General features: G+C 43.7%; 17 protein-coding genes and 1 tRNA gene. 10 read left to right on the top strand and 8 right to left on the bottom strand.

Features of this window, described 5'->3' with window-relative positions:
- Positions 1-17 precede the first annotated feature (17 nt).
- From ABUA47_RS03800 to ABUA47_RS03790, 3 genes are all read right to left on the bottom strand, one after another.
- Positions 18-1,415, bottom strand: coding sequence for a DUF5723 family protein (locus ABUA47_RS03800; protein WP_022402170.1), 1,398 nt, complete (start codon positions 1,413-1,415; stop codon positions 18-20).
- 154 nt (positions 1,416-1,569) lie between these two features.
- Entirely contained in the window at positions 1,570-3,336 is a 1,767-nt protein-coding gene (locus ABUA47_RS03795) for a S41 family peptidase (RefSeq protein ID WP_035447150.1), read from the bottom strand.
- Positions 3,337-3,444: 108 nt separating this feature from the next.
- Entirely contained in the window at positions 3,445-4,428 is a 984-nt protein-coding gene (locus tag ABUA47_RS03790) for an adenosine kinase (RefSeq protein WP_022402172.1), read from the bottom strand.
- Between the two features lie 81 nt (positions 4,429-4,509).
- Between ABUA47_RS03790 and ABUA47_RS03785 the strand changes: the two genes are divergently transcribed.
- Positions 4,510-4,583 (top strand) — tRNA-Asn (locus ABUA47_RS03785).
- Between the two features lie 186 nt (positions 4,584-4,769).
- Positions 4,770-5,375, top strand: coding sequence for an outer membrane beta-barrel protein (locus tag ABUA47_RS03780; RefSeq protein ID WP_005830614.1), 606 nt, complete (start codon positions 4,770-4,772; stop codon positions 5,373-5,375).
- A 1-nt stretch (position 5,376) separates the two neighbouring features.
- Here ABUA47_RS03780 and ABUA47_RS03775 read toward each other — a convergent pair whose 3' ends face one another.
- From ABUA47_RS03775 to ABUA47_RS03760, 4 genes are all read right to left on the bottom strand, one after another.
- Positions 5,377-6,081, bottom strand: a complete 705-nt coding sequence (locus tag ABUA47_RS03775) for a ComF family protein (RefSeq protein WP_005830616.1) — start codon at positions 6,079-6,081, stop codon at positions 5,377-5,379.
- A gap of 31 nt (positions 6,082-6,112) precedes the next feature.
- Positions 6,113-6,910: an inositol monophosphatase family protein gene (locus ABUA47_RS03770; RefSeq protein ID WP_016272410.1), complete on the bottom strand. Its 798-nt coding sequence runs from the start codon at positions 6,908-6,910 to the stop codon at positions 6,113-6,115.
- Between the two features lie 9 nt (positions 6,911-6,919).
- Complete coding sequence (locus ABUA47_RS03765) at positions 6,920-7,387, bottom strand: hypothetical protein (protein WP_035447154.1); 468 nt, start codon at positions 7,385-7,387, stop codon at positions 6,920-6,922.
- A 241-nt stretch (positions 7,388-7,628) separates the two neighbouring features.
- Positions 7,629-8,231 (bottom strand): DsbA family protein, encoded by a 603-nt coding sequence (locus ABUA47_RS03760; RefSeq protein WP_016272408.1) that lies wholly within the window; start codon positions 8,229-8,231, stop codon positions 7,629-7,631.
- A gap of 304 nt (positions 8,232-8,535) precedes the next feature.
- Here ABUA47_RS03760 and ABUA47_RS03755 point away from each other — a divergent pair, with 304 nt between their 5' ends.
- The 8 genes from ABUA47_RS03755 (at position 8,536) to ABUA47_RS03720 (ending at position 16,833) form a co-directional block, all read left to right on the top strand.
- Positions 8,536-9,648: a CHAT domain-containing protein gene (locus ABUA47_RS03755; RefSeq protein ID WP_080707087.1), complete on the top strand. Its 1,113-nt coding sequence runs from the start codon at positions 8,536-8,538 to the stop codon at positions 9,646-9,648.
- A gap of 10 nt (positions 9,649-9,658) precedes the next feature.
- Positions 9,659-11,911, top strand: coding sequence for a tetratricopeptide repeat protein (locus ABUA47_RS03750; RefSeq protein WP_225982710.1), 2,253 nt, complete (start codon positions 9,659-9,661; stop codon positions 11,909-11,911).
- Between the two features lie 138 nt (positions 11,912-12,049).
- Complete coding sequence (locus tag ABUA47_RS03745) at positions 12,050-12,250, top strand: helix-turn-helix domain-containing protein (protein ID WP_005834452.1); 201 nt, start codon at positions 12,050-12,052, stop codon at positions 12,248-12,250.
- A gap of 4 nt (positions 12,251-12,254) precedes the next feature.
- On the top strand, positions 12,255-13,388 hold the full coding sequence (locus tag ABUA47_RS03740; RefSeq protein WP_005834451.1) for an adenine-specific methyltransferase EcoRI family protein: 1,134 nt from the start codon (positions 12,255-12,257) through the stop codon (positions 13,386-13,388).
- A gap of 90 nt (positions 13,389-13,478) precedes the next feature.
- Complete coding sequence (locus ABUA47_RS03735) at positions 13,479-13,601, top strand: hypothetical protein (protein WP_259299613.1); 123 nt, start codon at positions 13,479-13,481, stop codon at positions 13,599-13,601.
- A 215-nt stretch (positions 13,602-13,816) separates the two neighbouring features.
- Positions 13,817-14,668 carry a Bro-N domain-containing protein gene (locus ABUA47_RS03730; RefSeq protein WP_005834447.1) on the top strand — a complete coding sequence of 284 codons (852 nt, stop codon included), beginning with the start codon at positions 13,817-13,819 and terminating at the stop codon, positions 14,666-14,668.
- Positions 14,669-14,690: 22 nt separating this feature from the next.
- Positions 14,691-15,863 carry an HNH endonuclease family protein gene (locus ABUA47_RS03725; RefSeq protein WP_057098036.1) on the top strand — a complete coding sequence of 391 codons (1,173 nt, stop codon included), beginning with the start codon at positions 14,691-14,693 and terminating at the stop codon, positions 15,861-15,863.
- A gap of 46 nt (positions 15,864-15,909) precedes the next feature.
- On the top strand, positions 15,910-16,833 hold the full coding sequence (locus ABUA47_RS03720; protein WP_016272402.1) for a tyrosine-type recombinase/integrase: 924 nt from the start codon (positions 15,910-15,912) through the stop codon (positions 16,831-16,833).
- A 70-nt stretch (positions 16,834-16,903) separates the two neighbouring features.
- Here the strand turns inward: ABUA47_RS03720 and ABUA47_RS03715 are convergent.
- Positions 16,904-17,666 (bottom strand): mobilization protein (locus ABUA47_RS03715; RefSeq protein ID WP_349831427.1); only part of this gene is annotated, 763 nt, incomplete at its 5' end.

Here is a 17,666-nt window from a genome sequence, read left to right as displayed (position 1 = left end):
ACTGATAACTCACTTTATTAATTTTCAGCCGTTTTCTGTTTTCCCAAAGGAATAGAAACCCCCAAGTAAGCATTGACATTCTTCGTATTCTTGCCAAAGAACATATAATCTGTTCCTGCAAAGAAGGAACCCAGCTTCAATGCCAGACCGAAGGTTTTACCAGCTCCTTGAAGTACGGAATAGCTGGCAGCTACATTGAAAGCATTCGTCGGACGGATGCAGGCAGAGAAAGTCAACTCATTCAAAGTTTTCGGTTTGGCAAAACGACCGGTATACAAGGCACCCACTACCAGCCAATCATTCAATAAGGCATATTCAGCGCCAAGAACCATTGTAGAAGTCAATCCACGGGTACGGCTCTTCTCAGAAGCCTCCTCCGTCTTGAGCTTCAACATGTCATAGTTAAGAATCTCGCCGCTGTTCACAATATTCATGAACTCCTGCTGCGAGGCCGGGTCAAGAAGATCATAAGTCTGCTCTGCATTGGCTCGCGCTATACTGGTATTCGATTTAGACCATTTGATAAAGCCCAAATCAAGAACTGAAGCAGAAAGTGTCAATTTATCCAGTAACTTGTAAGATACTCCCAAATCAATAGCCCCACCATATCCGGCAAAACCGAAACTGCCAAAATCGATTTCATCGATATAATCGCCACTCTCATTCTCGGGAAGCTCCAACAGCTTTGACGAGTTCTCCAAAGTTGCATCCACTTGAATGGAAGCTTTACTCGTCACTCCTGAAGAGCCGACAGAAGGAGTTTCCACATGAATCTGGTTGATGTTCAGCTTTAAGTTACCGATACCCAGCAGCATCTTCACCTTACCACCTACAGCCAGTCGGTCTGTGATATTCCTTGCAAAGCCAAGGCCGACTTCCGCATAGGAATTTATCTCAAGCTTCTGTCCATTAATGGTTTCGTTAATACCCAAATAGTCAGAAATATTGTCACCAAACTCCCGGCTGCTCATGTTATTCATAAACTGGAACATGGTTTTCGGTATGGCGGCACCGATATCATTACGCAACCCCACATTGACTGACCAGAAGTTCTTTCCTTTATACCACCCGGCAGACAGAATGTCGGTACTCAAATTCACATTCAAGTTATTGGTAGCATCCAGTCGGTTCATAAAGTCATTGCTCATGAAATAGTCGCTGTCATCACTGTTCTCAATAATGTCCATAATATCCCTATACCCCAGGGAACTGGAGTTGACGGTAGCATTCAACGAACCTATCACGGGAATATTCAGATAACCGCGTCCCGGCATCAAGGCCGGATTGAGCTGCATACGCTGGTTACTTCCTTCCATAAAGTAGGAAGTGCGCAGGAACTGGGCTTGTCCGGAAAGAGAGAAGCAAAGCAACAATACCACAGACAGCCATACTTTCAGAGAATTCAATCGTTTCATAACCTTGTCAATATTTTCATTATCACCTGCAAAAATATAAAACAAGTTAATACCCTACAAACAACTTAACCGGATAGCCGTGCATAAAAGGCTTATACAGAGACTATCCGGTATAAATTAAGGAGCAAATAAAAGAACCCTCTTAAGAATGCCCTTATACTATTTCATCATAAACATGCTCATTTGCTCTCGTAGCGGTACTCAGAAAAACCGGGGCTGCCTCCTTTCTTTGTTGCAGAGACATTGACGTCACTGTCGGAGCACTCAACATTTCCTTGTATTTTGCCGGAGCAGTCAGTATCTTTACAGCCTCTTTCAAGTCATCATCATCTTTCAACTGCTGGATAATGCTTCCACGCTGGAAATAATAACGCTTGATGATTTCTACCGCAATCATGCCCTTGATGTCCTTGGAGAAATGGTCAAGGTCACGGTCCAGATTATGCGACAATTTTTTCTCCAGCGCTTCAAACTCTTTCGAAGCATCAGTCAGATAGCCCTCAAATTCGGCCATCTCCTTCAGGTTCTTCAGCATCTTCTCTGTCTGTTGGTCGTATTTGAAGTCCGCCTTCTTCACCATCGCCTTGAAGTCCGCATAATCGGCATCTGTAATTTCAAACTTCTCTGCTGAAGGGATGGTAGGATGTTTCAGGCAATAGTCCGTTGCATAATTGAAAATAAGATTGTCATTGACAAGATAGAACAGAATGTTGGGCAGCTTCTCCTGCTTCACCGCAATGTCCGGAGTCACGCCTCCGCCATCACGCACTTCACGTCCGGCAGCCGTATGGAACACGGTAGTAAGGCTGTCCGGAATACGTCCCACACTGCCGTCCTCATTCCGGTGCTTGTAGTCGATAGCCTGCACACAACGGCCGCTGGGAATATAATATTTGGAAGTCGTCAGCTTCATGGTACCACCGTATGGTAACGGACGGGTGGTCTGCACCAATCCCTTACCGAAAGTACGGTTACCGATAATGACCGCACGGTCAAGGTCCTGCAAAGAGCCCGCAAGGATTTCTGACGAAGAAGCCGTTCCGCCATTGACCAGAACAGCCAAAGGAATTTCCAAATCCAACGGTTCACGCAATGTCTTGTAGGTATTGCTGGCTTGCTTAATCTTACCCTTTGTCGTCACAAGTGTTTTTCCGCGAGGCAGAAAGAAGTTGGCTATCTCTATAGACTCATCCAGCAAGCCACCCCCATTGTTCCGCAAGTCAATCACCAACGAAGTCATCCCCCGCTTCTTCAAGTCCAGAAAAGCCTGCTTGAACTCCTTGGAAGGATTCCCCGAGAAGGTGCTGAGATTGATATAACCTATATTATTATCCAGCACCGTATAATAAGGTATGAACGGCAATTGGATGGAACGGCGCACAATGTCGAAATCCAACGGTTTCTCTGTACCGGGACGTTGCACTTTCAGCTTGAAGCTGGTACCCACTTGTCCGCGAAGCATCTCGCTGACTTCCTGGTTGTTCTTTCCGGCAAGGTCTTTTCCGTCAATTTCCATCAAAATATCTCCGGCTTTCAGGCCTACATCGGCAGCAGGCATATTCTCGTATGGCTCAGATATCATGGAACGTTTCAGTTTCGGATTCCAAGTAATCACAGAACCTATACCACCATAGGAATTCTTCAGCATCTGCTCCAATTCGCTTTGGTCATCTTCCGGATAATACTCCGTGTAGGGGTCCAGCGAGTAGAGCATGGCATCAATGCCTTCACGGATAGTCTTGTTCGGATCAATCGTATCCACGTAGAACATATCCAACTCTTTCACAATGGAATTGAATATATCCAGATTCTTTGCTATTTGGAAACTACGGCTATCACCACTCTTAAACCCCCAAAAACAAACGGCTCCCGCTACAATCAGCAAGGCAACCATCCAGCGTATCTTTAAAATTCTTCTCATAATTATGATAATGTGCTAATATGCCAATGTGCCAATGTGCTAATAACCTGCAGCGTAATAGCGAAACAAATATTGCGCAGCCAATTAACACATTGGCACATCAGCACATTAATTAATTAATAAAATTTCTTCCTTGATTTTTTCCCATTGTGCTGCCTGAAGCTCCGTACCCACCACTTGTATCACATCTTTGGAGAGAAGGGAGCCTATCTTGCCACATTTCTCCAGCGAGTAGCCACACGTCAGTCCATACAAGAAACCTGCCGCAAAATAGTCGCCAGCTCCTGTAGTGTCCACCACTTTCTCTACCGGAGCCGCTTGTACCTGCACCATCTCTGTACCTTTGCGAATCAGAGAACCACGGGCACCCACCTTTACAATGGCTATGCTACACATTTTGGCAATGATGTCCAATGCTTCCTCCGGTTCCTTACCCGTAAAGGCCTTTGCCTCTTCCTCATTGGCAAAAACAATATCCACATATTTGTTGACCAACAGAGAGAAAAATTCAAGGTCTCCTTCTACTATATTGTAGCTCGCCATGTCCAAACATACTTGTAAGCCGGCCTCTTTAGCCAGCTCAATGGCACGGAGAATCATATCATGGTCTTGCACCAGATACCCCTCTATAAATAGGTAAGCATATCCTTTGAACATATCCAGCGAAAGATCTTCCGCCTTCAATGTAGAAGCCGCCCCCAAATAAGTGCCGAAAGTACGCTCCCCATCAGGAGAAATGAAAGTAGAGGCTACACCGGACGGAAGGGTAGTGGAAAGCAATAAATTCGCCTCTGTCCCACGTTCCAGCAGGCTATCCCGGAAAAAGTTACCGTAAAAGTCATTGCTTACTTTTCCGATGAATCCCGTACCCGCACCAAGGCATGCCATTGCCCGAATTGCGTTTCCGGCAGAACCTCCGTTAGCCAAGTGCGTCTTCATCCGGCTGAAATACTCACTAATTTTCAAGAACTTATCTTCATCAATCAGCGTCATGCTTCCTTTCGGAAGCTGCATCTCCGTCAAAATATTATCATCTTCAATGATTGCCAGCGCATCGACCAAAGCATTGCCCAACCCAATTATTTTATCCATCTTCGATATTTTTTTTGCAAAGATATTGCATATTTCAAAATATCCTATTACTTTTGCAGCGCATTTGAGAAAAAACAACATTCTTCCTTAGCTCAGTCGGTTAGAGCATCTGACTGTTAATCAGAGGGTCCTTGGTTCAAGTCCAAGAGGAAGAGCAAAAAGGTTCGTCAATTAGGCGAACCTTTTTTGTTTTCCCACATTATCCCACACAAAAGACAAACATTTCTATTTCATATTCAAAGATTTAACATACATTTGCCAAATGTAAAGTAAGGAGTTTCATAAAAGCACCTGTCTTTATTTATTAGAAAAACATATTTTAATCCAAACACCAAACTACAATGAAAACTCTTTTATTCTTTTTAGTCATAGGATTCAGCCTATGTACCGCTGGTAAAGCACAAACCTCTCTTGTTTCTACGCGAGAAAAATTCCGCCACCATGAAATATCCGTCAGTTACGGCTTCCTCCCCATTACCGACGCCAATAGTATAGCCGAAGAGTTTATTGCTCCGACAGCAAGTTTTGGAATCTATACACGCGAGAAGACCAGCTATTACGGCGCTCTGAATATCAGTTATATTTATAGAATCAACCGTAAAATCAGCCTAGGCGTAACCGGAGGAATAACCGGTAATAGAGGGACGGCCAGTAGCCTTTATGAAGTTTTGGATGAGAATAAGAACGATGACCGGCGCTATCTGTATATCCTCCCCACCTTCCGGTGGCATTGGTTCACCCGCCCCCAATTCTCCCTATATTCCTCTGCAGGGCTCGGCGCCTATTTCCTCCGGAACAGCTTTGGAGGAGACACTTATCACAAAAAGGAATTTGCCTATCAGTTCAGTTTTCTGGGTATCGAATATGGAAATCAGTTTGCCTTCTTCACCGAATTCGGCGTAGGATATACGGGAACAATCGTGGCAGGCGGACGTTTCCGCTTCTGATTCACGAACCCGCCACTGCCAGCGTCAGGATACTAACATGTACGCCTCCCACATCTTTAAGCGCATCGGCACATGCAGTTGTAGTGGCTCCGGTGGTCAGTACATCATCCACAATAAGGATATGTTTCCCCACAAAGCGTTCCGGATAGCGGAGAAGGAAAATACCGTCTACATTTTCCCAACGCTCGTAAGCAGACTTTCGGGTCTGCGTTTCCGTATGTCTTCTGCGCAGCACGGAGGACACATCAATAGGAATACCCGTTACGGCAGAAACGCCGCGCGCTATACATTCACTCTGATTGTATCCGCGCAACTTTTGTTTGCGGGGATGTAGAGGAACGGGGATAATTACGTCTATACCACGGAAAAAACCGGTAGCCGCCAGCTCCGCTGCCATAAAACGCCCCATTATTTCTCCCAAATCTTTCCGGCCTCCATACTTCAGTTGATGCAGGATGTGGCGGAAATCACTTCCTTTGTGATAATAAAAGAAGGAAGTGCCGCGTTCCAGAGGTATCTTCCCCCAAAACATACGCTCCACGGAGTTGTCTTCGCGAAGATGATAGTTTGTCCGTGGCATATTCATATTACACCTGATGCAAATGCCCTCTTCTCCCTCTTGCAAAGAGCTCCCGCATACAGCACACTGACGCGGGAAGAAGAGATGGACAAAGGACAAGAACCAGGCTTTAAATGTGTTTTCCATAAAAAAGTGTAATAAGGCAATAAGAACCGTATCAGAATGGCAGCGCCTCCCGTACCAACCGCAAAAACAACGGATGCAGCGGCCCGTTGGTGGCTATGATATGATGCCCTTCTATAAAGTTCTCGTTTCCCAAAAAGTCTGTTACCTTACCGCCGGCTTCCAACACCATGAGTGCAGCCGCAGAGAAATCCCACTTACCGATAAAAGCTTCCAGCCAAGCGTCAAAACGTCCGGCAGCCACATAGCAGAGGGCAAGCGCCGCCGAACCATTCATGCGAATGCCTGCAACCTTACCGTAAAGTTCGTGTATCAAATGTTCGCCCGTACGGGCATACTGCTCGAAATTGTAGGGTAACTCTGTCACCACAAAAGCGTCTTTCGGTTCACTGACAAGCGAAACACGCAACCGTTCTCCGTTCACATAGGCTCCTCCTCCTTTCCAAGCATAAAAACACTCGTCTCGGCAGGGTTCATAAACCACACCCAGCAAAAGCGACTGCTTGTCACGCAAGGCAATACTTACACAATAGGGAGCATTGTCGTGAATATAGTTCGTTGTCCCATCCAAAGGATCCACTACCCAGCAATACGTTTCGTCACTATAGGCAGCAGACCCTTCTTCGGCAATGAATCCGGCTTCGGGAAGCAATTTCCTAAGGGCAGATACAACCTTTTTCTCGGAAGCCTTGTCCACATAAGATACATAATCGTGCGCATGTTTTTCCTGCACCACCTCCCGACGGAAACTTTTCCGCTCTTCCTTCAAAAAATGCCCGGCTTCACGGGCTACACAGCAGACAGCCTCTGTCAACGCCTTCAAATTTTCCATATTCTTATATTATTTACCATTCGCATCTTCCTGATAAATGAGCCTCCCCCGTTGGCTGACCGTCCACTCACCGTCTTCCAGACGTACGTTTTTCGTATCATCATCTTCCACATTCCAGGCATATCCACCGGCAGGCAGACCTCGACGGTCCAGAATTTCGTTCGAAACACCTTCCTCCGAGAAAAACAACTCCACTTGCGTAGAGTCCGGACTGAACACCAAGAACAAAGTCTTCCCGGCATCATCCACTGCATTCATGCGGACACCTTTCTCCCACAAACGGATGCAATCTTTCTGCACCTCGCTCCACGTATATCCGGCAGAAGCAATACAACCATGTTCGTCTTTATCACTACCAACCACGGCCTCTTTTTCCTTTCTCTCCGAAGTTTCCGCTTCCTTTTTACCGTCGTTTCCACAACCGGTCAACAAAGCTCCGGCACATATCAGGCACATAGATACAACCTTCATATTCATACGCTTGTTTTTATTAGTTTTCAATTGACAAAGTTAAAAACAAATCGGCAGTACTAAAAGTTTCTTCCCTTTTTATACGCACGGCTCTTTCGTTTAAAGGAGTTATCGGGAGTCAGAAGGAGTCATCAGCCGGCAAGTCGGCTTAGGAGTTAAAGCCGATAGTTCTGTGAATACATACACAAGAGTATCGGCTGTAACTCCTAGCGGAGCAAAGTGATAACTCCTCTAACTCTCTTGCTTGTCATGGCTTGAGATATACCACTGTTTTTCCACTACCATATTTGCGAATAATACCTTCTTCCAGAAATAGGTTCAAATCGGCCACCGCCTGATGTTTCGCCTTTCCGGTCAGCTGTTCATAATCAGTACGCGTAATGCAGCCATACTTATTCAAATGCTGCAACAGTTTTTTTCTCCGCTCCTCCAGTGTCAATTTGGAATGAGAGATATAGGGAGATGCTTTCCGTTCCAGCTCCATCGTCTGAAAGCGGTTGCGGAATTTACTGCCGATACGCAAGTTTACATTCTGAAAATGCACGGACGGAGAGCGAATATCCTTTTTATTCGCCACGGCCTTGTCGCACTTCAATGATAACGAAAAGAATCCCAATTCGCCCACTTCAACTATCCATCCGTCTGCCAGCCAGCTGTGCAACTCATCCGTTATAGCCTGCAACGTGCCATCGAGAATGGCAGGGCTGAAACCGGTAGCCTTGTGAACCAGTTCGCGGAATTTATCGGCAGGAATGGTTCCTTTGGGAAGAATACGGGCGTGAAGCAGCTTTTCTTCACCGTCCTCCGGAGAAGGATTGGGGGTCTGGTATAAATCGTAATAAGCACTCATATAATTTAGAATATCAGTTGGGCAATATTATTCATTCAATGCTGCAAGAACAAGTCCTGATGCACCGAGTTTAATTCGTTAGACAGTTGTTGCTGTTTCGTTAAACGTCCATCTTACGAAAGAACAACAATTGTCTAACGGAAAGAAGACATCTGTCTAACGAATTAAAAACAACGCCCAAAGGTATTAATAAAAAGGGAAGTAGGGATTAAAAAAGGGGAAAAATCGCTCTAATAATAGGTTCATTGGCGTAATAAAAGCTTTTATTCAGTTGGTTTTTAAACAGACTCTTAAATGAGCAAAGTTGAGAATAAAAAGTTGCCGTTCCAAACAAAGAAAGAATATTTATTTTGCTCCTGCTGGGCAACTCCATAACATCGCCATAGAACACCTTCCAAGCAGCGACTCTACTTTTATAGCGGAACAAATAAATTTCTATCGGTTGTCGTCTACGCGACAATTGGTTATGATAAAAGACAAAAGCCATATTAAAGAAGCTGTTCTCTATGGAGGTCTTAAATATGATGCTGATACAACAGCTTTAGTAGTCGAAAACAAAAAATATACTGATATTCCTCGAGACTTGAATATTCAACATACCTTCTATCCGGATTCCCTAAACCTGCGTGACGGAGCCAAATACCTTCCCGCCACTAAGATAGAAGCTGAACAAATTAAACAAGCACTAGAGAATACGAGACTTCAGCCAGCCTTATATATGGATTTACGAGGTACAGAAGAATCTTTTAAAGCTTTATCAGGTAAGAATATCAGTATGCTACATATCGCCACTCATGGTTTCTATTGGACAGAAACAGAAGCCAGACAGACAAAGGATCTTGATTTCTTGATGATGGGAGACAATAACCAATCACGCTACGTAGAAGACAAAGCATTGACTCGATCAGGACTGCTATTGTCAGGAGCAAATATTGCACTGAAAGGAAATCCTTTGCCGGAAGGATTAGAAGACGGCATACTCACCGCCAAAGAGCTTGCCGGTTTAGATTTACGAGGGTTAGACCTGGTAGTACTTTCTGCCTGCCAAACCGGACTGGGAGAAATAACCGGTGACGGAGTATTCGGCTTGCAACGCGGTTTCAAAAAAGCGGGAGCCAACACATTATTAATGAGTCTCTGGAAAGTGGACGATAATGCTACTCAACTCTTGATGACACAGTTTTACAAGAATCTGCTCGCAGGAAAGAGCAAATTTGAATCTTTGCGCGAGGCCCAGAAGTATGTACGTGACTACGAAGTTGAAATTGAAACAACTCCCGACAAGCGCTGGCAGTCAGAAGCCAGGCAAAAAGAAAAACAGAGCAAAAAGCCTATGCCCAAAGAGTTCAAGAAAATAAAAAAATATAAGGATCCCTTTTACTGGGCTGCATTCATTTTATTGGATGCAATTGATTAACTCTTAATTTATGAAAAACATGAAAAATTACTTATTGTGCATATTCCTTGCAGTATTTACCATCAGTATTTATGGGCAAAACCACAAGAATGCTGCGGACTATAGGACAGATGCAATAAATGGAAACGCGATTGCACAATTCTATCTCGGACAGAGCTACTTTAGGGGATGGGGTATAAAACCTGATACCATACAAGCCGTTTATTGGTGGCGAAAGTCGGCTGAGCAAGGAAATCCTGCTGCACAAAACAATATGGGTGCAGCCTATAGTAATGGCTGGGGGAATTTAACTCAAAATAAAGAAACGGCCATCTATTGGTATAAAAAAGCAGCTGAAAAAAATGGGGCTTTTCCACAAAAGAACCTTGGACGCATATATGAAGACAAAGAAAACTATGAAGAGGCTTTTATCTGGTATAAAAAAGCCGCCGAACACAATAATAGCCCGGAATCTTATTATGCACAAAGCCGCTTAGCCTATTTACTGAAAAACGGGTTAGGAGTCACAAAGAATTACCCCGCCGGAATGGCATGGACAAAACGAGCAGCTAAAAACGGGAATGCAAGCGGACAGATTTCGCTTGCAATCTCTTATGAATACGGCATAGACAACATCTTGAGAAAAGATGGGAATTCAGCGTTATATTGGTACAAAAAGGCTGCTCTCAACAAAGACATTGGAGAACTCCAGAAGTCTATAGCAGAAGCTGCCATAGAAAGATTGGAAGAAGCGGGATTCAACGGACAGAATACTCTCCTCAAAATGATACCGGACTATAAACCATTCTACACTGCACCTTCGGAAAGTGAACAGAAAAGCATGCATGAATCTGTTCGCAATAGCACGGTAGAGTGGGGAAAAACAATAGAAGGAGAGGCTTCTCTAGGACAAACCCAAAATGATGAAATAAATGGATTCAGGGTAGAATTCAAAGAAGATAATATTAAAATTGGCTTTACTAAAAACTCAGAATTCACTTTATTCATCCATATTCAAGAAGATGACATAATAGTTAAAAATGGCTCTGAAAATGGTGTAGAATACAACCGAAACACCGGAAAACCGTATATGCTGCTCCGCCCCTACAGTTATGAAATAGAAGCCAAAGAATATCCCGGACAAATATTTGAACGGACAAACTACACAAACGGGAATAAATATTGGGGAGAAACCTATAATGGACAACGCCACGGATACGGCATTCATATCTGGGAAAATGGGAATATGTGGTTCGGCCCTTGGAAGGATGGTGAAAGAAATGGATACGGCGCTTACTTTGATATTACGGCACACACCATTCAGTCAGGAAAATGGATTGGAAATGAATTGATAGCCGGTACTTCTTATATCTGTAAAGAAAAAGCGGAACCGGTTCTTCCAGCCAGAACCAGAACCGTTTCAAAACCATTTTCCTATAGCGGTACTGTTCGCTATATAAATTTACCGACCAGCTCATACATGTCATACATCACAGAAGCCATCAACAAATGGGGGAAATGCCGTACCGGAGCAATCACTATGTATGGAGCAGGAGTAGGAGTGTATGGGAATAGTGGATATGCCTACACCGGCAGTACTCCCAGCAAGCTTAAGAAACGTATAGAAGAAGCCAACAGCAGCAATGCTGAAATAACAGACATCAACATCACTGAAAATGGCAACTATGTAATTATCTTAGGCGGTTCAGGGTATTGGACTCTTGGTTATCCGGATGCATTCCTCAAAAAACTGGAACAATATCGTACAGGAGATTTAAGAGACGACAATATTCTTTCGGCCTGCTTCAATGATAGAGGAGAATGGGTAGTTATCACGGACAAGCATTACAGCTATTCAAATGAAACCATCAAAAATTTCATACTGAAAGCCGAAGAACTATACGAAGAGGTTTACTATGCCTATATTACCAATTACGGGATGATAGCTTGCTGCAAAAACGGAGTATATTACAAAAACATTCCATCCAATTTGGCAGAGGCATTGAAGAAACTCACATTCAAACCCAAAGTCATCAAGTTTACAGACAATGGATTGTACTTGATTACAGATGGAGAATCACAAAATTATTATTTTAGATTTTCATCGGTTAGACTTAACCGATTGAGGAATAAACTTTTAGCGAATTATTTGAAAAGTGGCGGTAACGAGTTAGCAACCGTGCGAATTTCAGCGTTTTGCGTTGCTATGCTGTCAAATAACTCTTTCATTTGCAAATATAGCATCTTTTTTCGAAAGTACGAACTATCGGCGGCAGTTTTATAAAATCGACTGGCGAAAAAACAAATAGAATTTTCCAAAATAGCTTGGGATAAGCCATTAACGAAATACTTTCTTTTAAGAGCACAGTGGTTTACCCAATAAAATTATATACCTTTGTAACAAGTTAAAGAAGATGTCGCAATGAATCGGATAAAAGAAGCATTGATTGAGGCGGGGATTAGTCAAACTGAATTGGCTAAACGACTTGGCAAAGGTTTTAATATGGTCAATCTATACGCCACGAACAAAGTGCAACCTCCTATACCCGTACTATACAGGATAGCGGAAATACTGAATGTGGATGTGCGTACACTTCTTGTACCTAACGAAATAAAAAAATAGACATATGGCAAATACTAATCTAAAAGAAGCTAAGGCGGCTAAGAATGATGAGTTCTATACGCAATTTCATGACATAGAGATTGAAATGAATGCCTATCTTGAATATGACCCGGACGTGTTTAGGGGAAAGACTGTATTGCTTCCTTGTGATGACCCCGAATGGAGTAACTTTACCCGATACTTTGCTGCCAAGTTCGATGAGTTAGGCTTGAAAAAACTGATTTCTACGAGTTATGCTCCGGATAGCAAAAAATACAAAACACCTTATCAGCCCTCTTTGTTTGAGCAAGAAGCGCCTCAATTCGACCCGTCCAAGGCACAGGTAAAAGGTAAGATATTCATCTTGGAACGAGACAAAAGCGGGGACGGGCGTATCAATATTGATGACCTCGAATGGAAGTATATGGATGGTGACGGGGATTTCCGAAGCAAAGAAGTTACCGAACTTCGTAATGAAGCGGATTTTATTATCACCAATCCGCCGTTCTCCCTCTTTCGTGAGTTCTTGGCTTGGATTGTGGAAGCTGGGAAGAAGTTTGCTGTAATAGGTAACATGAACGCAATCACTTATAAAGAGGTCTTTCCCTTGATAAAAGATAACAAAGTTTGGTTAGGTGCTACAGGAAATGGAAATGATATGGTTTTTGGCGTTCCTGACGGAGCTAAAGTAGATGAGAAAGACAAGGCTAAAGCTGCAAGATTGGGATATGTCGGTAATTATACCCGATTAGGTAATTCATGTTGGTTTACCAGCATAGAGCATGGCCGTCGTCATGAACCATTGCCACTGATGAGCATGGCAGACAACCTCCGCTTTTCCAAACATAAGGAACTGAAAGGCAAAGCTGCCTATGACCGCTACGATAATTATGATGCCATTGAAGTACCTTTTACGGATGCCATTCCTTCAGATTATGATGGAGTGATGGGAGTTCCTATATCCTTTTTGATTAAGTATTGTCCGGAGCAATTTGAAATCTTAGGGATAACCGATAGGGGCAATCAATGGGGATTAAAAACCAAGGAATACACCATTTCCGACACACCTAACTTTGCGGATTTGAACCGTAGGGGAGCTATTGGGAGCAATGGCTCTTTGGTTTCAACATATGCCCGATTACTCATACGCAAATTATGATCTGATATGTTTAATAAGAACTCTTGCATAAACTTGGGTATAATATTTCCCGTCAACCATATAATATGTTTCATTCTGAGGAACTTCGGAATGAAGCAAGACTGCCCCGTCATTGAGTTTCGTCACTTTCGTCTCTTTGCCATGACGGTCTACTTGAATCTGTTCTGGATAGACCTTGGAAGCACTACCATACCAAGTTTTAGTTATCCCTAAGATTTCAAAGTACTTCATCACTCGCAATTTTTCTAATTAGTACTCGTGCATATGGTTTTTGAGGTATTCCGTTCTCTAAATAGTAAAGCTGACCATCTCGTAAACTGGGATTTAGTTTCTTTAATTCACGGGGGTATGGACGCAAACCAAGTTCTTTTCCTGAATCACCTTGTGTCTGACCTAAGATTTCAACTTAAAAACAAAAACAATAAATTATGACACAACATAATACCATCAAGCTTTTTGAAGCTAAAAAAGTCCGTACTATTTGGGACGACAAAGATGAAAAATGGTACTTTTCCATAGTGGATGTGGTGGCTGTCCTAACCGATAGCCCTAATCCTCGTAAGTATTGGAGTGTCTTGAAAACACGTTTAAAAAAAGAAGGGAGTGAGTTGACTACAAATTGTAGTCAACTGAAAATGAAATCGGCTGATGGAAAGATGTATTTAACCGATGTGGCAGATACTCAGCAGCTTCTCCGTTTGATTCAGTCTATTCCATCGCCCAAAGCAGAACCGTTCAAGCAATGGATGGCACAAGTGGCGACTGAACGTCTTAACCAAATGCAAGACCCCGAACTCTCTATCAATCAAGCACTGGTGGACTATAAGCGGTTGGGGTATTCGGATAATTGGATTAATCAGCGTCTCAAATCCATAGAGATTCGTAAAGACCTCACGGATGAATGGAAGCGGCACGGATTGCAAGAGGGAGTGCAGTTTGCTACGCTGACCGATATTATTTATCAGACTTGGAGTGACATGACCGCCAAGGAATATAAGCAGTTCAAAGGTCTGAAAAAAGAGAACTTACGTGACAATATGACCAATAAGGAATTGGTGCTAAATATGTTGGCGGAACTTTCCACCAAAGAAATATCTGAAAGTAAAAATCCGGAAACATTTCGGGAACACATGGATGTGGCGGAAGCCGGTGGTGAGATTGCCCGCAATGCCCGTATGGAGTTGGAAGCCAAGACGGGTAAGGCAGTCATCAGTCCGCTGAACGCCAAGACAGGCATTGCGCTCAATTCATCTCCGGAAGAAGAAGACACAAAAGAATAATCCTAAAAAGTGAATCAATATCATGAAGACAACATTGCATACAGAATGGACTGTCGAAGACATCTGTAAAGGATTTACCTACAACGAATTGGAAGGTAAAGGTCTGTTTGGATTGGACGGGCGGCTCACTATCCAACCCGAGTATCAACGCCATTACATCTACAACGATGGGAAACGTGATGTAGCGGTGATAGAATCCCTGCTGAAAGGTTATCCCATCGGACTAATCTATTTCAACCGGACTGTGGACGGACGATTTGAAGTACTTGACGGGCAGCAACGCATCACTTCTATCGGTCGGTTCGTTACAGGAAAATTCGCCATCAAGGATGAAGCGGATAACGTACAGTATTTCTCGGGATTGCCCGAAGAGCAGCAACAAAAGATTATGCAATCCTCTCTGCTGGTATATGAATGCGAGGGTGAAGAAAAGGAAATAAAGGAGTGGTTCAAGACCATCAATATTGTAGGCATTCCGCTCAAGGAGCAGGAATTGCTCAATGCCATCTATTCGGGCGAGTTCGTAAATGCAGCCAAGCGGGTGTTCAGTAATTCCCAAAATGCGGAAATACAGAAATGGAGTCATTATATCAAGGGAGATGTGAAACGGCAGGATTATCTGGCGGAAGCCCTCCGGTGGATTTGCGACAGTAAGGGGATGAGCATTGATGCCTATATGAGCATACACCGTCACGAGCCTTCCACGGGAGAATTGGAAAGTTATTTCCGTTCTGTGATTGACTGGGTATCGGCTACCTTTACTATGGTAGAGCGTGACATGTGCGGCTTGGAATGGGGACGGCTGTATGAAACGTACCATGCCACCCCTTATAGCACCGTCCATGTCGCGGAACGGGTAAAAGCCTTGCAAGCGGATGAAAGTGTGCGGTGTCCCCGAAATATTTACGAATATGTACTGGGTGGAGAAGAGGATAAGAAACTGCTTGACATCCGTATCTTTGAAGAATCAACCAAGCGGGCTGCTTACAAGCGTCAGACCGAAGCGGCTGAGAAACAAGGAATTTCCAATTGTCCGCTCTGTGCGTTGGGGAATAATGCCAACAAGACCCGCATTTACAAACTTTCGGAAATGGATGCCGACCATGTGACTGCATGGAGCAAGGGAGGGGCAACCAGCATGGAAAATTGCGAGATGCTTTGTAAAACCCATAATCGTTCAAAGGGAAATCGGTGAAAGTGTGTTATTTTGAGAGAGTTAAATCAATTAATTCTCTCAAAATATGAACAATAAAAAAACATTTCACGAAGTTTCCGAGATTTGGTGTGATGCAAAGCGTCCGATAGTGAAGCATTCCACCCTATGTGCTTATCAGCTTACGTTACAAACACACCTATTGCCACGATTTGGCGCTGCGGAAAATATAACAGAGAAGGATGTCCAGCAGTTTGTGATAGACAAATGTACTTCCGGATTAGCAAGAAAAACAGTCCGGGATATAGTGGCAGTGCTCAAATCTGTTATCAAATACGGGAATAAGCACGGGATTTTCCATTTTGAAGAATGGGAAATCGAATATCCTACCCAAACAGAAAACAAACTGCCGCCCACATTGTCATTAAATCATCAGCGTATATTGATGCGTCACTTGCTGGAACAGCCCACTCCACAAAATATAGGTGTACTGTTGGCTCTCTGTACCGGAATGAGAATCGGTGAGGTTTGTGCTTTGAAATGGGAAGATGTGGATTTTGCACAAAAGACAGTCATCGTGAAGCATACTGTAGGCAGAATATATAACTGTGAGTTGAAATCTACAGAAAGGGTTCACTCTTCCCCAAAAACCAAGAATTCCTATCGTGAGATTCCTATATCCAAACAGCTTCTCCAAGCGTTGAAAATGGTAAGGAAACAATCTCAATCCCCATACGTGGTAGGCACTTCCACACAATCTAAAGAGCCCCGTTCTTATCGTGATTATTTTGGCAGGTTGCTAAAACGATTGGATATTCCCCACTTGGTCTTTCATGGACTTAGGCATACATTTGCGACCCGATGTATTGAAAGCCAGTGTGATTATAAAACTGTCAGTGTCATACTCGGTCACTCAAATGTGGCAACGACACTTAATCTGTACGTTCATCCTAATCTCAATCAAAAGAAACGGTGTATTGACCGTATGAGTAATTTCTTGGGAATAACATGAGTTAGTCTTGGACTCTATATATACATGGGGGACAAAAAATGTCCTCCATGTATGTGATGCGCATGATTGACTATAGCTTGAAGCCTTTATTCTTTTTCTGAATAGGCTTCAAGCCGACATTCTGTTGTAATCGTTCAAATTGTTTCTTGAACCATTCCCCGATATGCAGTCCGTCAATGGCAAGTATCAGCTTTCCATTGTTTGTACCAACTTTGGCAGTAACATCATTCGTCTTGAACTTACGCCTATGCTCATCGGAATAGAGTTCGCCGTTGTACGGCAATGGCTTGCCTGTCATTAAATGGGCGGTCTGTTCATGGGTAAAACCGACAGCAAGGCACAATTTCTCAATACGGAGCATAGCACGAAACCAAGGAAACCATTCTGTGGCTTTTATCAACAAGGCGTTAAGCCTTGATACTTCCGTTTGATGTTTTGTTACCGTCTCGTTCTTTTCCAGCAAGTGCCGTTGCTGCATTTCCAGCACTTGGCGGCTGTGGTCTGCCCGTATGGTCTGTATCTCGGCTTGCAGGGCTTCGATGGTCTCCTCGTGTGTGGCTACCTTCCTATGCAGGGCGGTGTTCTCCCTCTCCAGTGTCTTGACCTTGTTGCTCCCGAAAAGAGAACCGACACTCTCGGCGATGTTGGCGGCTGCGGTCGTGGCTGCCCCTTTCAGCCGTTCGGTCTGTATCTCTTTTTTCGCCCGTTCAAGCTCTTCCCGTGCCGTTTCTTTCCGTTCCTGCAATTCCACCACTTCCGTTTTCAGTTCCTCTGTTTGTCGCTTTATGTCACGGTAATATTGCTGCGTGGAAACGTGCCTCGCTTCCGAACCG

This window comes from Bacteroides sp. RTP31139st1_H2_RTP31139_211217 (genome assembly GCF_040227615.1).
GTDB lineage: Bacteria > Bacteroidota > Bacteroidia > Bacteroidales > Bacteroidaceae > Bacteroides > Bacteroides uniformis.
The sequence above is the reverse complement of the archived record's forward strand: the minus strand, read 5'-3'. Positions and strand labels throughout refer to the sequence as shown.